Origin of the sequence: Bradyrhizobium sp. CIR48, assembly GCF_014198315.1 — a bacterium.
Taxonomy (GTDB): Bacteria; Pseudomonadota; Alphaproteobacteria; order Rhizobiales; family Xanthobacteraceae; genus Bradyrhizobium.
Map to the genome: position 1 here is coordinate 586,182 of NZ_JACIHG010000001.1, position 17,259 is coordinate 603,440.

At 64.3% G+C, this 17,259-nt stretch carries 16 protein-coding genes; 10 read left to right on the top strand and 6 right to left on the bottom strand.

The window, feature by feature from the left end:
- Nucleotides 1-106: 106 nt before the first annotated feature.
- From GGD66_RS02885 to GGD66_RS02895, 3 genes are all read left to right on the top strand, one after another.
- Nucleotides 107-532, top strand: a complete 426-nt coding sequence (locus GGD66_RS02885) for a hypothetical protein (RefSeq protein WP_183256831.1) — start codon at nt 107-109, stop codon at nt 530-532.
- 233 nt (nt 533-765) lie between these two features.
- Nucleotides 766-2,013: an FAD-dependent oxidoreductase gene (locus GGD66_RS02890; protein WP_183256832.1), complete on the top strand. Its 1,248-nt coding sequence runs from the start codon at nt 766-768 to the stop codon at nt 2,011-2,013.
- A 180-nt stretch (nt 2,014-2,193) separates the two neighbouring features.
- Complete coding sequence (locus tag GGD66_RS02895; RefSeq protein ID WP_183256833.1) at nt 2,194-2,958, top strand: outer membrane protein; 765 nt, start codon at nt 2,194-2,196, stop codon at nt 2,956-2,958.
- Nucleotides 2,959-3,073: 115 nt separating this feature from the next.
- Here the strand turns inward: GGD66_RS02895 and GGD66_RS02900 are convergent, their stop codons facing one another.
- From GGD66_RS02900 to parE, 4 genes are all read right to left on the bottom strand, one after another.
- On the bottom strand, nt 3,074-3,844 hold the full coding sequence (locus GGD66_RS02900) for an SDR family NAD(P)-dependent oxidoreductase (RefSeq protein ID WP_018323047.1): 771 nt from the start codon (nt 3,842-3,844) through the stop codon (nt 3,074-3,076).
- Nucleotides 3,845-3,865: 21 nt separating this feature from the next.
- The gene (locus GGD66_RS02905) at nt 3,866-4,051 is read right to left on the bottom strand and encodes a hypothetical protein (protein WP_028144810.1); all 186 of its coding nucleotides are present in this window, start codon (nt 4,049-4,051) and stop codon (nt 3,866-3,868) included.
- Nucleotides 4,052-4,355: 304 nt separating this feature from the next.
- Nucleotides 4,356-5,138 carry an outer membrane protein gene (locus GGD66_RS02910; protein WP_018323049.1) on the bottom strand — a complete coding sequence of 261 codons (783 nt, stop codon included), beginning with the start codon at nt 5,136-5,138 and terminating at the stop codon, nt 4,356-4,358.
- Nucleotides 5,139-5,566: 428 nt separating this feature from the next.
- Entirely contained in the window at nt 5,567-7,612 is a 2,046-nt protein-coding gene (gene parE, locus GGD66_RS02915) for a DNA topoisomerase IV subunit B (RefSeq protein WP_018323050.1), read from the bottom strand.
- Between the two features lie 273 nt (nt 7,613-7,885).
- On the opposite strand from parE, the gene GGD66_RS02920 reads away from it, so the two are divergent.
- The 3 genes from GGD66_RS02920 to argC all read left to right on the top strand — a co-directional run bounded on the left by GGD66_RS02920 (nt 7,886) and on the right by argC (nt 10,283).
- Nucleotides 7,886-8,416, top strand: coding sequence for a DedA family protein (locus GGD66_RS02920; RefSeq protein ID WP_018323051.1), 531 nt, complete (start codon nt 7,886-7,888; stop codon nt 8,414-8,416).
- 224 nt (nt 8,417-8,640) lie between these two features.
- Nucleotides 8,641-9,306: an FMN-binding negative transcriptional regulator gene (locus tag GGD66_RS02925; RefSeq protein ID WP_183256834.1), complete on the top strand. Its 666-nt coding sequence runs from the start codon at nt 8,641-8,643 to the stop codon at nt 9,304-9,306.
- On the top strand, nt 9,303-10,283 hold the full coding sequence (argC, locus tag GGD66_RS02930) for an N-acetyl-gamma-glutamyl-phosphate reductase (protein WP_183234176.1): 981 nt from the start codon (nt 9,303-9,305) through the stop codon (nt 10,281-10,283). The genes GGD66_RS02925 and argC overlap by 4 nt, the downstream gene beginning before the upstream one ends.
- 108 nt (nt 10,284-10,391) lie before the next feature.
- On the opposite strand, the gene GGD66_RS02935 is transcribed toward argC, so the two are convergent.
- Entirely contained in the window at nt 10,392-10,790 is a 399-nt protein-coding gene (locus tag GGD66_RS02935) for an MAPEG family protein (RefSeq protein ID WP_092258540.1), read from the bottom strand.
- A 66-nt stretch (nt 10,791-10,856) separates the two neighbouring features.
- Nucleotides 10,857-12,665, bottom strand: coding sequence for an alpha/beta hydrolase (locus tag GGD66_RS02940; RefSeq protein ID WP_183256835.1), 1,809 nt, complete (start codon nt 12,663-12,665; stop codon nt 10,857-10,859).
- A 253-nt stretch (nt 12,666-12,918) separates the two neighbouring features.
- Between GGD66_RS02940 and GGD66_RS02945 the strand changes: the two genes are divergently transcribed.
- From GGD66_RS02945 to glpX, 4 genes are all read left to right on the top strand, one after another.
- Nucleotides 12,919-13,194, top strand: a complete 276-nt coding sequence (locus GGD66_RS02945; RefSeq protein WP_049815128.1) for a hypothetical protein — start codon at nt 12,919-12,921, stop codon at nt 13,192-13,194.
- A 216-nt stretch (nt 13,195-13,410) separates the two neighbouring features.
- On the top strand, nt 13,411-14,631 hold the full coding sequence (locus GGD66_RS02950) for an LL-diaminopimelate aminotransferase (RefSeq protein ID WP_018323057.1): 1,221 nt from the start codon (nt 13,411-13,413) through the stop codon (nt 14,629-14,631).
- Between the two features lie 29 nt (nt 14,632-14,660).
- Entirely contained in the window at nt 14,661-15,977 is a 1,317-nt protein-coding gene (locus tag GGD66_RS02955; protein ID WP_179730564.1) for a homoserine dehydrogenase, read from the top strand.
- Between the two features lie 164 nt (nt 15,978-16,141).
- A complete protein-coding gene (gene glpX / locus GGD66_RS02960) occupies nt 16,142-17,143 on the top strand; it encodes a class II fructose-bisphosphatase (protein WP_018323059.1) in 1,002 nt (333 codons plus the stop codon).
- The last annotated feature ends 116 nt before the right edge of the window (nt 17,144-17,259 follow it).

The window sequence follows — 17,259 nt, forward strand, 5'->3', positions numbered from 1 at the left end:
GGCGGGATTGTGGGCGTTCCCCAAGGACAGCGGACCCGTGTTCACCCAGGCGAAGGAACAACTCATTGGGTCGCTGGATTGTCCACCAAACCAGGGAGAACAATCCATGATCCGCAAGTCCATCCTCATCGCCTTCGCATGCGCTGCGCTTTCGACGACCGCTTTTGCTCAGGGAGGCGGGGGTGCTGGCGGAGGCGGCGGTGGTGCTGCTGGCGGTGGCAGTGCCGCGGCCGGTACAGGGACCGGCGGCGCGGGATCTGCGGCCAGCTCGGGTGCCGGAATGGGCACCTCAACCAGCAGCGCCAATTCGGGGCCGTCGGCTCCTTCGGGAATGGGCATTCATGGCACCACCACCGGTGCCAACGTCAACACCAACACCGGCCTGAACAGTCCGAACGTTCAGTCCCCGACTGCAAACGGCACCTCGCCAGCGGCCGCGCAAGCTGGACGTAACGCAGGTGTCGGTCATGCACCGAACGGGTTGCCGATCGGCAGTCCGGGGACCGGGACCAGCAACGAGGATCAGAAATAGTTTGGCTTCCGTCCATGAAAGGGCCCGCGCAGTGCGGGCCTTTGATGCCCTTTAGGGTCTTATCTGCTGATAACAGCAGGGGGGCCGCTTATTCCCGGATCGCAAGGATTGGTGCGATCTGAGCGGCCGGCGTTGGAGATCGCACAGCCAAATTCAAGCGCCATTCGACCGGAATCGGCGTTACATTGCCCGCCATATCTTGATCGAGACTCGCATCGCGGATCGTGGCTGCAATGACATCCGACCAACAACCGAACCGGACGAAAAAAGTCCGTTGCTGCATCGTCGGCGGCGGGCCGGCTGGCATGATGCTCGGCTATCTCCTGGGGCGGGCCGGCATCGAGGTCGCGGTGCTCGAGAAGCATGCGGATTTCTTCCGCGATTTCCGCGGCGACACCGTGCATCCCTCGACGCTTCAGGTGATGGACGAGCTCGGTCTGATCGACGGCTTCCTGAAGCTGCCGCATCAGCGCCTGCAGAAGATGGACGGCCTGTTCGGCGGCACACCGGTGCGCATCGCCGATCTCAGCCGGCTCCACACCAAATACCCCTTCATCGCCTTCATGCCGCAATGGGACTTTCTGAATTTCCTGCGCGAGGCCGGCCGGCGCTTTGCCTCGCTCGAGGTGATGATGAGCACTGAGGCGGTCGATCTGATCCGCCGCGGCGAGACGATCGCCGGCGTGCGGGCGAAAACGCCCGACGGCATCATCGACATCGAAGCCGATCTCACCATCGCCTGCGACGGCCGGCATTCGACGGTGCGCGAGCGCGCCGGCCTCGTCGTCGAGGAAATCGGCGCGCCGATGGATGTGCTGTGGTTCCGCGCCGGCCGCAAGGCCGACGAGACGGAAAGCGTGTTCGCGCGCGTCGAGCCCGGCAAGATGATGATCACTTTCGACCGCGGCGACTATTGGCAGTGCGCCTATGTCATCGCCAAGGGACAGCATGAGGCGGTGAAGGCGAGGGGACTGCAGGCGCTGCTCGACGACGTCGTGCGCATGGCGCCGATCCTTCGCTCCGGCATCGCCGACGTGAAAAGCTTCGACGACGTCAAGCTGCTGACCGTCGCGATCAACCGCATGGCGCGCTGGACGCGGCCGGGACTGCTTTGCATTGGCGATGCCGCGCATGCGATGTCTCCGGTCGGCGGCGTCGGCGTCAATCTCGCCGTGCAGGATGCAGTCGCAACCGCCAATCTGCTGGCAGACAAGATGCAGCACGGCTGCCCGTCCGAGAGCGATCTCGATGCCGTGCGCCGTCGCCGCGAGTTCCCGGTGAAGATGACGCAGCGCATGCAGGTGATCGTGCAGAACAAGATCATCAGCGGCGCCTTGCAGGGGAGCGATCGGCCGCTCAGGGTGCCGCTGATCGTGCGTCTCATCACTGCGCTGCCATGGCTGCAGGGCATCCCGGCGCGCCTGCTTGCGCTCGGCGTGCGGCCTGAGCACGTGCATTCGAAGACCGCGCCGTCATCGTAGCGCAGGAGTTCGGCAGGGATAATTTCGCGTTAAATCGCGCATGTGGCGTTGCGGGCGTGCAACAGCGCCGACGGATTCAGGAATCTGCGCGTGCCCATGCGCTGCGTTAACTCTGTTGATTCGAATTTTAGTAACACCCGTCTGTGACCGTGCGTCCATCAAAGGACACGGGGTTGTACCATGCGTAACCAATTGATTGCCGCCTTCGCCTGCACGACCGCTCTGGTTTCGACCGGCGCTGCCTCCGCCGCCGATCTCGGTGCGCGTTACACGAAGGCGCCCGCTTATGTCGAGCCGCTGTTCAACTGGACCGGCTTCTATGTCGGCGGCCACATCGGCGGCGCATGGACCAACCAGCAGTTCATCAACAATGGGATCGGTGCGCCGTTTGGCGATCTCGTCCCGGGCGAGGGCTATCGTCAGCGCAGCGCGGGCATCATGGGCGGCGCCCAGATCGGCTACAACTGGCAGGCCAATAACTACGTGTTCGGCATGGAAGGCACGATCTCCGGCCTCGACAACAAGGGCTCGTTCACGAACACCGCGTTCGGTGCGGGCGACGACGTGTTCTCCTGGCGCACCAACGTGCTCGCGACCGTGGTCGGCCGCGCCGGCTTCGCCGTGCAGAACAACCTCTTCTACGTCAAGGGCGGCTATGCCGGCGCGAACAACCGTCTGTCGGTCAGCGACACCGTCGGTGTGTCGGGCTCGGGCGGACAGACCCACTGGGCCAACGGCTGGACCGTCGGCGCCGGCTGGGAATACGGCGTCACCCGCAACTGGATCGTCGGCCTCGAATACAATTACGCGGCCTTCGGCAGCCAGACCTATCAGCTCGGCGGCACCTCGGGGAATTACACCTTCGACGCCAAGCCGCGCGACATCCAATGGGCCGTCGTCCGCGCGAGCTACAAGTTCGACGCACCGGTCATTGCCCGTTACTGAGCACGTCGACGACGCAACGCGACCAACGATCAAAAAAAGCACTGCATAAATTCAAAAGCCCCGGACTTGTCCGGGGCTTCTTTTTTGCGTTGCTGAATGGCCGGAAGGTGTGGCCTCAGGCCATCACCGAGAAGCCGCCATCGACGGGGATCGCGGTGCCCGTGACGAAGTTCGATGCGGGCGATGCCAGGAACACGGCGATGCCGGCGAAGTCGTCGATGTCGCCCCAGCGCCCCGCAGGCGTGCGCGCCAGCACCCGCTCGTGCAATCCCGACACCTGCTGCCGTGCGCCGCGGGTGAGGTCGGTGTCGATCCAGCCCGGCAGGATCGCATTGACCTGGATGTTGTCGGGCGCCCAGGCATTGGCGCAGGCACGCGTGTACTGCACGATGCCGCCCTTGCTTGCCGCGTAGGCGGTGGCGAAGCTCGCACCGAAGATCGACATCATCGAGCCGATGTTGATCACCTTGCCGTTGCCTGATGCTTTCAAAGCCGGATAAGCGAGCTTCGAGCACAGGAAGGCGCTGGTGAGGTTGGTGTCGATCACCTTGTTCCACTCGTCGAGCTCGAGCTCGTGCGGCGGCTTGCGGATGCTCATGCCGGCATTGTTGACGAGGATGTCGATGCGCCCGAGATCCTTCACCACGCGCGCGATCATGGCTTCGATCGCGGCCCTGTCGGTGACATCGGTCGCAACCGCGATCGCCTTGACGCCGCGCTGCCTGAGATCTTCGACCGCTGCTTTGGACTTGGCTTCGTTGCGGCCGACCACGGCGATGTCGGCGCCGGCATCGGCAAGGCCGCGCGCCATGCCGAGCCCGATGCCGCCATTGCCTCCTGTTACGACCGCGACCTTGCCGCGGAGCTCGAACCGGCTGGATGTCATGCTTGTATTCCCTGGTTTCTTTTATTGGTTGCTCTGCCAGATCAGCACCAGCCCGAAGCCGGCCATGGCGGCGCCATAGCCGGCCCAATGCAGCTGGTTGACCATGAAGCTCGATCGCGGCCAGGGCACCGTACCCGTGCCCTGTCCGATCCAGAGCAGCCCGACGGCGAGGGCAAACAGGCCTGCTACAAGCAGAAATCTGCGCATGCATTCCTCCCCGTCGGTCCGCTTCCGTCGCGACCCGCGGCATCGATCGCCACGGTCAGGAAAGCTTGGCACCAGACTAGCCGTAGCTTCAGTTCAGATACAATGGCCGCCGATGCAGGGCCGCAGGAGGACGCATGTCCGTGGCAGGAACGCTTCCAGCCGCCGCGATCGTGGCCGCGCCGGTTGCGGACCGAGCTGCCATTCCGCACCAGGCGGATCTGCTGCAGGCTAGCGCGCGAGGGGAGCCCCATAACGAAAAAGCCCCGGCGATGCCGGGGCTTTGACGTCTGAACTTGCGTTCGGATCAGTACTTCGCGACGACCGGACCGGTCCAGTTGAAGCGGTAGACCAGCGAGGTCGAGATCGTCTGGTTCCAGCTGTTGGCGCGGATGTCGCGGCCGACAAGCGCGTTGGTACCGTCGAAGAGCTCGTTCGAGGTCTTGGCGTTGTAGAAGGCCGAACGATACTCGGTCTTCATGAACCAGCCGGGCGAAGAGACGCCGAAGATGTTCAGGCTGTTCTCGACACCGCCGCCGACGAACCAGCCGTTGCGGTTGTAGCTGTTGAGGTGGATGCCGGCCGGGGTGCCGCCCAGCGTGGTGAAGTTGGTCTGGCCGAAGTGAGCGCCCGAGTAACCGCCGTTGACGTAGGAGAGAACGTTCGGGGCGACCAGCCAACCGAGGCGCACGCCCGCGGCCCAGGAGGTCTCCAGCTTCTGGTTGCCGGTGATGCCGACGATCGGATCCTGGATGGTGGCGCGGATGCTGCCGAACTGGCCGTCAGCGAACACACCGGCGACCCAGGTGCCGCTGAACTGCCAGTCGTAACCGGCGCCGACGGTGCCGAACCAACCGGAGCCGCCCTGGCGCTGGTCGATCGTCAGCGGAACCGCACCAACAGTGGTCTGGACGTGCTGGTCGGCATTGGAGAGGCCGCCGCCGCCGCCGCCGAAGACGTAGAAACCGGTCCAGTTGGCGACGGGCGCCGGCATCGGGGCCTTCACGTAGGGACGGGCACCGAGATCGGCCGCCGAGGCCGAACCGGTCATCGCGGCAACCGCGGTCAGAGCGAGCAAAACCTTCTTCATGATAAAAATCCCCAACCTTGGTCTGTGTAGCAGCGCGAGCGCACTGAAGTTCGTGGCATCTGATGTCCGGACTATAGACGTTTCCCGCCGGAATGCTGTTGCCGGGCAGGCACAGTCGCCGGAAAACGCCGATACGCGGGCATTTCGGTCGCGGTTGTCGAGATCTGGAATAATCACATAAATTCAAAGCCTTATTGAGATTTTTGGAATTCAATCTCGGGTAAGGTTTCGTTAGCAAATCCCGTCTTGTCCGAAATGGAGGCAGTCGTGCCTCCGCCTGAGCGCCGTGAGTCGCTGGCCGAGTCGCAACGATGGTGCCGGGAATCGCTCAAAGCCATCCGGACCGCAGCGACGTCATCGCCCCCGCAAAGCAAAAGAGCCCCGGCTTGTCGCCGGGGCTCTCGATGAAGCGCCGCAGCGCCGAGGACTCAAACGTCCAGCAGCTCTTCGCTGGCAAATTCCGCCTTGTCCGAGATGAACGCGAAGCGCGCCTCGGCCTTGGTGCCCATCAGCCGCTCCACCGAATCCGCGGTGGTGTCGCGATCGTCGGCGAGCAGCACCACCTTGAGCAGCGTGCGCTTGCTCGGATCCATGGTGGTCTCCTTGAGCTGCGCCGGCATCATCTCGCCGAGGCCTTTGAACCGGTTCACCTCGACCTTGGCGTTGGCGTTGAACGCGCTCTTGATCAGCTCTTCCTTGTGCTTGTCGTCGCGCGCGTAGACCGACTTGGTGCCGTGCGTGAGCTTGTAGAGCGGCGGCACCGCGAGGAAGAGGTGCCCTTCGTCGATCAGCCGCGGCATCTGCCGATAGAAGAAGGTGATCAGCAGCGAAGCGATGTGCGCGCCGTCGACGTCGGCGTCGGTCATGATGATGATGCGCTGATAGCGCAGATCCTCTTCGCGGTATTGCAGGAGCTGGCCGCAACCGATCGCCTGCACGAGGTCGGAGAGCTGGGCGTTGGCCGTCAGCTTGTCCTTGCCGGCCGATGCGACGTTGAGGATCTTGCCGCGCAGCGGCAGCACGGCCTGGGTCTTGCGGTCGCGTGCCTGCTTGGCGCTACCGCCGGCCGAGTCGCCTTCGACGATGAAGAGCTCGGAGCCTTCGGTGCCGGCGTCGGTGCAGTCGGCGAGCTTGCCGGGCAGGCGCAGCTTCTTGCCGGCGGTTTTCCGCGCGGTCTCTTTCTCCTGCCGCCGCCGCAGCCGCTCTTCGGCGCGGTCGATCACGAAATCGAGCAGCCTGTTGGCCATGTTCGGATTGCCCGAGAGCCAGTGATCGAACGGATCCTTCATCGCCTGTTCGACGATGCGCTGCGCCTCCGCGGTGGCGAGACGATCCTTGGTCTGGCCCTGGAATTCGGGCTCGCGCACGAACACCGAGAGCATCACGGCGGCACCGACCATCACGTCTTCCGACGTTATTGACGAGGCGCGCTTGCCCTGGCCGACGCGCTCGGCGTGATCCTTCAGGCCGCGCAGCAGCGCGCTGCGCAGGCCGGATTCGTGCGTGCCGCCATCGGGTGTCGGGACGGTGTTGGTATAGGAAGAGAGGAAGCCGTCGGCATCTGCGGTCCAGGCCACCGCCCATTCGCAGGCGCCATGCGCGCCATTGCGGCCGGACTTGCCGGAGAAGATATCCGGGTGCACCAGCGTGTCGGCGTGAATTGCTGCCGCCAGATAATCCTTGAGGCCGCCGGGGAAGTGGAACGTCGCCTCCGCCGGGACGTCCTCGACGCCCTTGAGCAGCTCGGGCGCGCAATTCCAGCGGATCTCGACGCCGCCGAACAGATACGCCTTCGAGCGCGTCATCTTGAACAGGCGCTGCGGCTTGAACGCAGCCTTGGCGCCGAAGATGTCGGTATCGGGCTTGAAGCGGACGCGCGTGCCGCGGCGGTTGTTGATCTTGCCGAGATCCTCGAGCTTGCCCTTGGGGTGTCCGCGCTCGAACGTCATGCGGTAGAGCTTCTGGCTGCGCGCGACCTCGACCTCGAGCAACGAGGAGAGGGCGTTCACCACGGAGATGCCGACGCCGTGCAAGCCGCCGGAGGTCTCGTAGACCTTGGAGTCGAATTTGCCGCCCGAATGCAGCGTGCACATGATGACTTCGAGCGCCGACTTCTTCGGGAATTTTGGATGCGGATCGATCGGGATGCCGCGGCCGTTGTCGGTGACGGTGAGGAAACCATCCGCGGAGAGCTCGACGCCGATGAAGGTCGCATGTCCCGCCAGCGCCTCGTCCATCGAGTTGTCGATGACCTCGGCGAACAGATGATGCAGCGCCTTCTCGTCGGTGCCGCCGATATACATGCCGGGCCGGCGCCGCACCGGTTCCAGGCCCTCGAGCACCTCGATGTCGGCTGCGGTGTAGTCCGCTTCCCCGCCGGTTCCGCGCGAAGCCGCCTTGGCAGGCGCCCGGGGTTTCGGCTCGTCGCCGCCGAAAAAATCGTCTTTTGCTTTGGGTTTCAACTGCTTGGACATATATCTTGATACGCTTTGAGGGCCGCATAAGCGGCGAATCGGTTAGGCCGACTATGCCACTTCTGACTTGGAAAGGTTACCGCGGGGCGGGCCCGGCGGTGTCGTTGGGAGCCAATCCCGGCGATTTTACGCCGTAGCCCCTGCAATTCCCGGCAATTTGACCGGCCGGTCCGCGGCGAGGCGAGTTTTGTGACTTGATGTCACACAAGCCCTTGGCTTACCAGTCTTTTTCATCGAGCAGCACCTTGAGACGGGGCGGGAAGGCTATTTTTGATGGAGCAGTATGCGCACGCCCTGGCCGAATTCGTGCGCGCTCATCAGGCCTGGGCAGCCCCGATCGTGTTCGTGCTCGCCTTCGGAGAGTCGCTCGCTTTCATTTCGCTCTTGGTCCCGGCCTGGGGCGCGCTGGTCGCGATCGGTGCGCTGATCGGGGCGAGCGGGATCAGCTTCTATCCGGTCTGGATCGCCGGCGGACTCGGCGCGGCGCTCGGCGACTGGGTTTCGTACTGGTTCGGCTACCGCTACAAGGAGAAGGTCGCCCAGATGTGGCCGCTCTCTCGCTATCCGGAACTCCTGCCCAGGGGCGAGGCTTTCGTGCGCAGCTGGGGCATCCCCAGCATCTTCATCGGCCGCTTCTTCGGGCCCTTGCGCGCCTCGGTGCCGCTTGCGGCCGGCATCTTCGAGATGCCCTATTGGAGCTTCCAGGCCGCCAATTTCGTCTCGGCCCTGATCTGGTCGGCCGTGCTCCTGATGTTCGGCGACGTGCTCGCCAAGATCATGGAATGGATCTGGCGGGTCATCTGACGCCGAAACCTTGACGGAAACCCGATCTGGCCTTATAGCCGCGCGCCATGATCAACGCTGCGACCATCCTATTCGCCCGTCGCCGCCGCCGCTCTTTAGCGGTTTGGGCGGTCGATCGCGTTTGAGATCATCGTCTTTGCCGCTGGATCCGATCCGCGGCACTCTCTCTCCTGTCAGCGCGATCTGATCCGGCGGCCCCCAAGGAGGCCCAGCAGGAGACCACGATGTACACGCCACCCTTTTTCAAGCAGGACCGCGCCGCAAGCCTGAAGTTCGCCGAAGAGCGCGGCTTCGGCACCATGTGCGCCTTTGACGGCAAGAAACCGGTCGCTTCCCCGCTGCCGTTCTATTTGACCTATGCCGCCGACGGCACGCCGCAGGCCGCCTTTCATGTCGCCCGTCACAATCCGCTGCTAAAGCTTGCGGACGGCGCAGCGTCCTGGCTGCTCGCGGTCAATGGCCCCGATGCCTATGTATCGCCGGACTGGTACGTCTCGCCGGACCAGGTGCCGACCTGGCTCTACCAGTCGGTGCATCTGAGCGGGCCGGTGCGGATGTTGTCTGACGACGAGCTGGCGGTGCAGATCGCCACGCTCAGCGACAAGTTCGAGAACTGGCTGCTGCCGAAGAAGCCGTGGACATCGGACAAGATGACTGCCGGACGGCTCGAGACGATGAAGAAGGCGATCGTGGGTCTGGTGATGACGGTTGAGGAGGTCGAAGGCAGCTTCAAGCTCAACCAGCACAAATCGGACGCCGACTATGCGGCGATCGCCAATGCGCTCAGCGCCGGCGATGCCGTCGCCAAGCAGCTCTCAGATTTGATGCGGCAGGCAAGGCCGCAGGTTTTTGCAGACGACACGAACATGCTCGAAGGGAGCGCATCATGAGCCTCGCTGACACCAAACAGGCCCCGAAGGGCGCTGCCACCAAGCCCGCGACCGTCTTCGTCGATGGCGGCTCCGGCACCACCGGGCTCGGCATCAACGAGCGGCTGAAGCTCCAGAACGACGTCGTCGTGAAGACGATCGCCGACGACAAGCGCAAGGACCCCGCGGCCAAGAAGGCGCTGATGGAGGAGGTGGACCTCGTCATCCTCTGCCTGCCCGACGATGCCGCCAAGGAGACGGTGGCGCTGGTCGACAGCATGGGCGCTGCGGGCCCGAAGGTGCTGGACGCCTCGACCGCGTACCGGGTCGCGCCCGACTGGGCCTACGGTTTTCCCGAGCTGACGCCGGACCAGGCCGGCAAGATCAAGGCGGCGAAGAAGGTCTCCAATCCCGGCTGCTATCCGACCGGCGCGATCGCGCTGCTGCGGCCGATCGTCGATGCCGGCCTGTTGCCGCCCGATTATCCCGTCACCGTCAACGCGGTGAGCGGCTATTCCGGCGGCGGCAAGTCGATGATCGCGAGCTTCGAGGACGGCAGCGCACCGTCCTTCGAGCTCTACGGCCTTGGCTTCGAGCACAAGCATTTGCCGGAGATGCAGCTCTATTCGAACCTGACGCGGCGGCCGATCTTCATTCCCTCGGTCGGCAACTATCGGCAGGGCATGCTGGTCTCGGTGCCGCTGCAACTCGACACGCTGCCCGGCAAGCCGGATGGTGCGGCGCTCCAGGCCGCGCTCGCCAAGCGTTATGCCGGCTCGAAATACGTCTCGGTGATGCCGCTGCAGAACGAAGCGTCAAAGGGCGGCCGGATCGAGCCGGAGGCGCTCAACGAGACCAACATGCTCGAGCTCTACGTCTTCGCCAGCGACAAATATCACCAGGCGGTGCTGGTCGCCCGGCTCGACAATCTCGGTAAGGGCGCCTCGGGCGCAGCCGTGCAGAACATGCGGCTGATGCTGGGATTGCCGGAGGAGTAAGAAAGCTTGCTCAGTCATTCCGGGGCGCCCAAAGGGCGAACCCGGAATCTCGAGATTCCGGGTTCGGTGCTACGCACCGCCCCGGAATGACGACCAAGGTAGCGTTGCTCAAACCACCTTGAAGATCGCCAGCGCCAGCACGGCCTGGGCGAGGAAGCCGACGGTGAAGGCCAGCGTGCGGAACACCGGGATGCCGATCGCGTAGACGATGAGATGCGCGACGCGGGACCAGAAATAGACGGCGCAGGCGAGCACGGTCCATTTTGTCGAATAGTCGATCGCGTTGAGGATCAGCACCAGCGGCGCAAAGAGCACGAGGTTCTCGACCGCATTGTCGTGCGCGAACATCAGGCGGTTCGCCCATTCCGCCTGCGGCTTGTCGCCGCGCGAGGGATTGGCCAGCGCGCCACTGAGACCGCGGACCTGGCACCGGTTGATGGTGTAGGGAATCCAGAGGATGCCGGTCAGGATCACCGTCAGTGTCAGCCAGAACAATTCGCGCGTCATAGTCCGGTCCCTCTGTCGTCGCTGCTGCCTTGAGAGCGAGTCTATACAAGAGCGCGGCAGAGTCCGCTATGCGCGAACCCTGACATAGCTGCCGGGCGCGTCCTCGATCGGGGGCAGGGCGTCGCTGCCGACGCTGCGCGCCGGGACCTGCTCCGGATCGAGCTCGCCCAGCCATTGGCGCCAGTCCGGCCACCACGAGCCCTTGTGCTCCACGGCGTCCTTCATCCATTGCGCGACGTTGACGTCCTTGATGTTGTCGTTGGTCCAGTACTGGTACTTGTTCGAGGCGGGCGGATTGACGACGCCGGCGATGTGGCCCGAGCCCGACAGCACGTATTTCACCGGACCGCCGAAGAACTGCGAGCCGTACAGCACCGATTCAGCGGGCGCGATGTGGTCCTCGCGGGTAGCGAGGTTGTAGACGGGAACCTTGACCTTGGAGAGATCGAGCAGCGTGTTGTCGAGCACCAACGTGCCGGTGGAGAGCCGGTTCTCCAGATAGCAATTGCGCAAGTAATAGGAATGGTTCGACGCGGTCATGCGCGTCGCGTCCGAATTCCAGTGCAAGAGGTCGAACGCGCTCGGCTGCTGCCCCTTCAGATAGTTGCTGACGACGTAGGACCAGATCAAATCGTTGGAGCGCAGCATGTTGAAGGCCATCGCCATCTTCGAGCCTTCGAGCACGCCGGCCGCCTTCATGTCCTGCTCGAGCGCCGTGATCTGCTCCTCGTCGACGAACACCAGGAGATCGCCCGCATGGGTGAAGTCGACCTGGGCCGCGAAGAACGTCGCCGAGCTCACGCGCTGGCGGCGCTTTTCGGCGAGCCAGGCCAGCGTGGTCGCGAGCATGGTGCCGCCAACGCAATAGCCGGCGGTGTGCACCTTCATCTCGCCCGTGACCCTCTCGATCACGTCCATCGCCGTGAGCGGACCTTCCTTCATGTAGTCTTCCCAGCTCTTGTTGCCGAGCCGCTTGTCGGGATTGACCCATGAGATCACGAACACGGTGACGCCCTGGTCGACGCACCACTTGATGTAGGATTTCTCCGGCTTGAGATCGAGGATGTAGAACTTGTTGATCCAGGGCGGCACGATCAGGAGCGGGGTGCGCAGCACCGTCTCCGTGGTCGGCGAATACTGGATCAGCTGCATCATCTCGTTCTGGTAGATCACCTTGCCCGGCGTCGTCGCCATGTTGACGCCGACGACGAGGTTGTCCGGATTGGACTGGCGGATCTTCAGCATGCCCTTGCCGGCCGCGATGTCCTCGGCCAGCATCTTCAGGCCGCGGGCGAGGTTCTCGCCGCTGCTGGTCACGGTCTCGCGCAGCACCTCGGGGTTGGTCAGCACGAAGTTGGACGGCGAGAGCGCGTTGGTGACCTGCTGGACGTAGAACTCCGCCTTGCGGCGGGTCTGGGGATCGAGCCCCTCGGCATCGCGCACCAGCTCCTGCGCCCATTTGGTCGTGAGCAGATAGAGCTGCATCACGAAATCGAAGAACTGGTTCGACTTCCATTCCGGGTCGGCAAAACGCTTGTCGCGCGGCGAGGGCGCGATCGCGGGCGGCGCGTCCTGGCCGGCCATGCGGCGCACCGCCGAGCCCCAGAGGTCGAGATAGTCCTTGGCGAGCTTGGTCTGCAGATCGGAGGAGCGGGATGTATCCGACAGCCAATATTCGGCGACCGAGGTGAAGGTCTTGACGACCTCGGTGAGCTCGGGCGGCGGGCGATCCTGCACCTCGCCGCTCTCGCGCGGCTTGAGGTACGCGGCCAGCGCCTTGCCGCCGCTCTCCATCGCCCGCGCGACATTCATCGCGAAGGCTTCCGCATCGAACTTCGTCTCGGGTTTGGGCGTATCGGTCGTGGCCATACTCATGAGCAGAACAGTAACGATTCATTCCGTATTCGTCACCGCGAAGCTCGCATGTTTGACGTTAAACACTCTCGAAGATGTGTTGCACTGCGACAAATCTTCTTGGTTCCGTCACATTCGGGCCGCACCGCTCGGCTTGGTGGGCATTGGCTGTTTTCTGGCTCGCACCATTTGGGCAGCAATGGTTTGAGCTTGGGCGCGGTCTTGGGTAAGGTTGCCCGGGGCCGTGCTTTGGGACGAGTAGGGGATTTCCCAAGTGTTGGCGTTGTGGGACCTGCAAAAGACGCTGCCGATCCGCGGCGCGCTGCTGATCGCGGCGCTTGCCGTCGGCGGCTGCTCGAGCCAGCTCGCGGATATGACGCCCACGGACGCGCAGGCGCATCCCAGGGAGCCCGGCACCTATCTGCCGGTGCACGACCTGCCGCCGGATCGCGATCAAGCGGTCATCCCGCCGGAGCAACGTGCCAAGATCGAGGCTGAGCTCGCCGCCGCGCGCGATCGCCAGGCCGTCGCCGGCAAGGATGCGAAATGAGCCGCTCCAAGGTAATCGCTGGCGCCCCCGCCTTGCCGTGCTAAAAGACCACGGTTCAGCCGAGAGTCAGGGCGAACGACTTCAGTCTTCGTCGTCGATGATTGCTCTAAGCATTTGATTTTGAGTAATTTTCACGACGGAAATGGACGCGTTTCCGAAGCGCCGTCTTGGCCTGTCGATTCTGTCCTGACCGGTTGCCCCGGAGCCCAGAGAGCCATGGAAGAATTTTACCGCATCCGCCGCCTTCCGCCTTATGTGTTCGAGCAGGTCAATCGGGCCAAGGCGGCCGCGCGGAATGCCGGCGCCGATATCATCGACCTCGGCATGGGCAATCCGGATCTGCCGGCCCCCTCGCATGTGCTGGAAAAGCTGAAGGAGACACTCGGCAAGCCGCGCACCGATCGCTACTCGGCGTCTCGCGGCATCCCTGGACTGCGCCGGGCCCAGGCTGGCTACTACGCCCGCCGCTTCGGCGTGAAGCTCAACCCCGACACCCAGATCGTCGCGACGCTCGGCTCGAAGGAAGGCTTTGCCAACGTGGCGCAGGCGATCACCGCGCCCGGCGACGTCATCCTCTGTCCGAACCCGAGCTACCCGATTCACGCCTTCGGCTTTTTGATGGCAGGCGGCGTAATCCGCTCGGTGCCGTCGGAGCCGACGCCGCAGTTCTTCGAGGCGGTGGAGCGGGCGATCGTGCATTCGATCCCCAAGCCGCTGGCGCTCGTCGTCTGCTATCCCTCGAACCCGACCGCCTATGTCGCGAGCCTCGACTTCTACAAGGACCTCGTCGCGTTCGCGAAGAAGCACGAGATCCTGATCCTGTCCGATCTCGCCTATGCCGAGGTCTATTTCGACGAGAACAATCCGCCGCCCTCGGTGCTCCAGGTGCCGGGCGCGATGGACGTCACGGTCGAGTTCACCTCGATGTCGAAGACCTATTCGATGGCCGGCTGGCGCATGGGCTTTGCGGTCGGCAATGAGCGCGTGATCGCAGCGCTCGCCCGCGTCAAATCCTACCTCGATTACGGCGCCTTCACGCCGGTGCAGGTCGCGGCGACTGCCGCACTCAACGGCCCGGACGATTGCATCAAGGAGATGCGCGACACCTACCGCAAGCGCCGCGATGCGCTGGTGGAATCGTTCGGCCGCGCCGGCTGGGAGATCCCGCCGCCGGAGGCCTCGATGTTCGCCTGGGTGCCGCTGCCGGAAGCCTTCCGCAGCGTCGGCAGCATGCAATTCGCGACCCTGATGGTGGAGAAATCCGGCGTTGCGGTCTCGCCCGGCGTCGGCTTCGGCGAGCATGGTGAAGGATATGTCCGCATCGCCATGGTGGAAAACGAGCAACGGATCAGGCAGGCCGCGCGCGGCGTGCGACGCTTCCTTGAAAGCGGCATCGAAACGTTGCACAACGTCGTTCCGCTCGCCAATCGGCGTTAAGTTCTCTTCGGCAGGTTTTCTAAGTCATCATGGTTGCACCCCTGAAAGTGGGCATAGCGGGGCTCGGCACCGTGGGCGCCGAAGTTGTCCGTCTGATTGAAACGCAGGCCCGCGTGCTTACAGGCCGCAGCGGCCGCGGAATCCGCGTCGTTGCCGTCACCGCGCGCTCCAAGGCGAAGAAGCGCGGCATCGACCTGCGCGGCGTCGAATGGGTCAAGGATCCCATGGCGCTCGCCACGCATCCCGGCATCGATTGCTTCGTCGAGCTGATGGGCGGCGCCGGCGATCCCGCGCTGTCGGCGGTCGAGGCCGCGCTCAGCGCCGGCAAGTCAGTGGTCACCGCCAACAAGGCGCTACTCGCGAAGCACGGTTTGAAACTGGCGAAAGCCGCTGAAAAGCACGGCGGCGCGCTGAATTACGAGGCAGCCGTCGGCGCCGCGATCCCCGTCATCAAGACGTTGCGCGAGGGACTTGCCGGAACCGGCATCAACCGCGTCTACGGCATCCTCAACGGCACCTGCAATTACATCCTGACCCGGATGGAGCAGGAAGGCCTGTCCTTCGCCGAATGCCTCGCGGATGCGCAGCGGCTCGGCTATGCCGAGGCCAACCCGTCCTTCGACGTCGACGGCCACGACACCGCGCAAAAACTCGCCATTCTCGCCAGCCTCGCTTTCGGCACGAAAGTTGCTCAAAGCGCAGTGTATGTCGAAGGCATCTCCTCCATCGCGCCGGAAGATCTGCGCGCGGCCGCCGATCTCGGCTACCGCGTCAAGCTGCTCGGCGTTGCGGTGCGCACCGCCAAGGGCATCGAGCAGCGCGTGCATCCGACCATGGTTCCGAAATCCTCCTCGATCGCGCAGGTGATGGGCGTCACCAACGCGGTCACGATCGACGGTGAAGGCATTCCGCCGATCACGCTGGTCGGCCCCGGCGCCGGCGGTGCCGCGACGGCATCCGCCGTCGTCGCCGATATCGCCGATGCCGCGCGCGGCATCCGCGCCAATCCGTTCGGCCGGCCGATTTCTCATTTGCGCGACACCAAGAAGGCGCCGATGGAGCGGCACGAGGGCGGCTATTACATCCGCCTTCTGGCGCGCGATTTCCCCGGCACCGCGGCTGCGATCGCGACCCGGCTGGCAGAGCAGAAGATTTCGATCGAGTCGATCGTGCAGCGTCATCCCAATGGCGGCGCTGCGCCAGCCGACGGCAAGGCGGTCCCCGTGCCCGTCATCCTGATCACCTATGCGACGCACGAGGACGCGGTGCGCCGCGCGCTCGCCGCCGTGCAGAAGGACAAGGTGATCAGCGGACGGCCGCAGGTGATCCGGATCGAGAAGAACTAGAGCGTGACCCCCGGCCCAGAGGGCCGCGCCAGCGCAAAGCGTTGAGGCGGCTTTCCGGAAAGGTCATGCTGAAACAATGAGGCGGTTTGAGCGAACGAACCGTGGGCGTTGAGAGTTGATGCGGGCAGAGACTTCTGTCCAAAACCGTTCGAAGGAGTAAGCCGATGTCGACCCATATTTCAGTCCCCCCGCACGCATTGCTCGAGCGCATCCTCACGTTGGAGATCGTACGCGTGACGGAGCGGGCGGCGGTGTCGTCGGCGCGGCTGCGCGGGCACGGTAACGAGAAAGCGGCCGACCAGGCTGCGGTGGATGCGATGCGCCGCGAGCTCAACAAGCTCCCGATCGAGGGTACCATCGTGATCGGCGAGGGCGAGCGCGACGAGGCGCCGATGCTCTTCATCGGCGAGAAGGTCGGCCTGAACGCCGGTCCGCAGGTCGACATCGCGGTCGATCCGCTCGAAGGCACCACGCTGTGCGCCAAGAACATGCCGGGCTCGATCGCCACCATGGCGATGGCCGACGGCGGCACGCTGCTGCACGCGCCCGACGTCTACATGCAGAAGCTCGCGATCGGGCCGGGCTACAACAAGGGCGTCGTCGATCTCGATGCAACGCCGGCCGACAACGTCCGCCGTCTCGCCAAGGCCAAGGGTGTCCAGCCCGACGGCATCACGGTTCTCGTGCTCGATCGTCCGCGCCATGCCAGCATCATCGAGAGCGTACGCTCGACCGGCGCTGCCGTGCGCCTGATCACCGACGGCGACGTCGCCGGCGTGATCCATTGCGCCGATCCCGACAATACCGGCGTCGACATGTATCTCGGCACCGGCGGCGCGCCGGAAGGCGTGCTCGCGGCCGTGGCGCTGCGTTGCATCGGCGGCCAGATGCAGTGCCGTCTCATCCTCGATTCCGACGAGAAGCGCGAGCGCGCGGCCAAGATGGGCGTCAACGATCCCAAGATGATCTACGGCATCGAGGACATGGCGCGCGGCGACTGCCTGTTCGCCGCCACCGGCGTCACCACGGGTTCGCTGCTCTCGGGCGTCAAATTCCGCAAGGACGGCGTGATCGAGACCGAGACTGTGGTGATGCGCTCCGTCACCGGCACCGTGCGCTACATCAAGGCCGAGCATCGTGAGCTCGCGAAGTTCCATCTGGACTGAGTAGGGCATAACAACTGCCCGTCATTCCGGGGCGACGCAAAGCGTCGAGCCCGGAATCCATAACCACGATCGGGAGTATGGATTCCGGGCCTGCGCCTAACGGCGCATCCCGGAAT

Bases quoted from the DNA above. Each gene is read 5' to 3' on its own strand.
- GGD66_RS02885 (WP_183256831.1), top strand. From the start codon at position 107: ATGATCCGCAAGTCCATCCTCATCGCCTTCGCATGCGCTGCGCTTTCG.
- GGD66_RS02890 (WP_183256832.1), top strand. From the start codon at position 766: ATGACATCCGACCAACAACCGAACCGGACGAAAAAAGTCCGTTGCTGC.
- GGD66_RS02895 (WP_183256833.1), top strand. From the start codon at position 2,194: ATGCGTAACCAATTGATTGCCGCCTTCGCCTGCACGACCGCTCTGGTT.
- GGD66_RS02900 (WP_018323047.1), bottom strand. From the start codon at position 3,844: ATGACATCCAGCCGGTTCGAGCTCCGCGGCAAGGTCGCGGTCGTAACA.
- GGD66_RS02905 (WP_028144810.1), bottom strand. From the start codon at position 4,051: ATGCGCAGATTTCTGCTTGTAGCAGGCCTGTTTGCCCTCGCCGTCGGG.
- GGD66_RS02910 (WP_018323049.1), bottom strand. From the start codon at position 5,138: ATGAAGAAGGTTTTGCTCGCTCTGACCGCGGTTGCCGCGATGACCGGT.
- parE (WP_018323050.1), bottom strand. From the start codon at position 7,612: ATGTCCAAGCAGTTGAAACCCAAAGCAAAAGACGATTTTTTCGGCGGC.
- GGD66_RS02920 (WP_018323051.1), top strand. From the start codon at position 7,886: ATGGAGCAGTATGCGCACGCCCTGGCCGAATTCGTGCGCGCTCATCAG.
- GGD66_RS02925 (WP_183256834.1), top strand. From the start codon at position 8,641: ATGTACACGCCACCCTTTTTCAAGCAGGACCGCGCCGCAAGCCTGAAG.
- argC (WP_183234176.1), top strand. From the start codon at position 9,303: ATGAGCCTCGCTGACACCAAACAGGCCCCGAAGGGCGCTGCCACCAAG.
- GGD66_RS02935 (WP_092258540.1), bottom strand. From the start codon at position 10,790: ATGACGCGCGAATTGTTCTGGCTGACACTGACGGTGATCCTGACCGGC.
- GGD66_RS02940 (WP_183256835.1), bottom strand. From the start codon at position 12,665: ATGAGTATGGCCACGACCGATACGCCCAAACCCGAGACGAAGTTCGAT.
- GGD66_RS02950 (WP_018323057.1), top strand. From the start codon at position 13,411: ATGGAAGAATTTTACCGCATCCGCCGCCTTCCGCCTTATGTGTTCGAG.
- GGD66_RS02955 (WP_179730564.1), top strand. From the start codon at position 14,661: ATGGTTGCACCCCTGAAAGTGGGCATAGCGGGGCTCGGCACCGTGGGC.
- glpX (WP_018323059.1), top strand. From the start codon at position 16,142: ATGTCGACCCATATTTCAGTCCCCCCGCACGCATTGCTCGAGCGCATC.